General features: G+C 62.2%; 1 pseudogene. It reads right to left on the reverse strand.

Annotation, left to right across the window (positions count from 1 at the left end):
* Positions 1–84: 84 nt before the first annotated feature.
* A pseudogene (locus MKL09_RS26815) lies at positions 85–264 on the reverse strand (hypothetical protein); the annotation flags it as partial.
* Positions 265–336: the final 72 nt, after the last annotated feature.

A 336-nucleotide genomic window follows, 5' to 3' on the forward strand; every position in this document is an offset into this window, starting at 1 on the left:
TGGAAATCAAGCGGCATCTGCATATCAGGAGCTGCATCTCAGCCTCTCTCATAGGCAACGACCCCTATGGCTTTCGGTTACGTCATCGCGCCAGAGACTGGACTCGGCATCCCACCAGCGCCCGTCACCGAGGTGGTAGACCATTTGCCCGTGCGGACGCCCGAAGCTCTCACAGCGGCCCTGCGCGCGGCCAAAGCGGATCGCCATCGACAGCTCACGCCAGTCGATCGGGTAGAAGAAGCGGTGCTCGGGCCGGATCGGCATGGGGGCGCACTGTGCCACCAGGAGTGAAGGAAGCGTAGCGGTAGAACGCCCCTACCTACCGTTCATGGACAT

Source organism: Methylobacterium sp. J-048, from assembly GCF_022829515.1.
GTDB lineage: Bacteria > Pseudomonadota > Alphaproteobacteria > Rhizobiales > Beijerinckiaceae > Methylobacterium.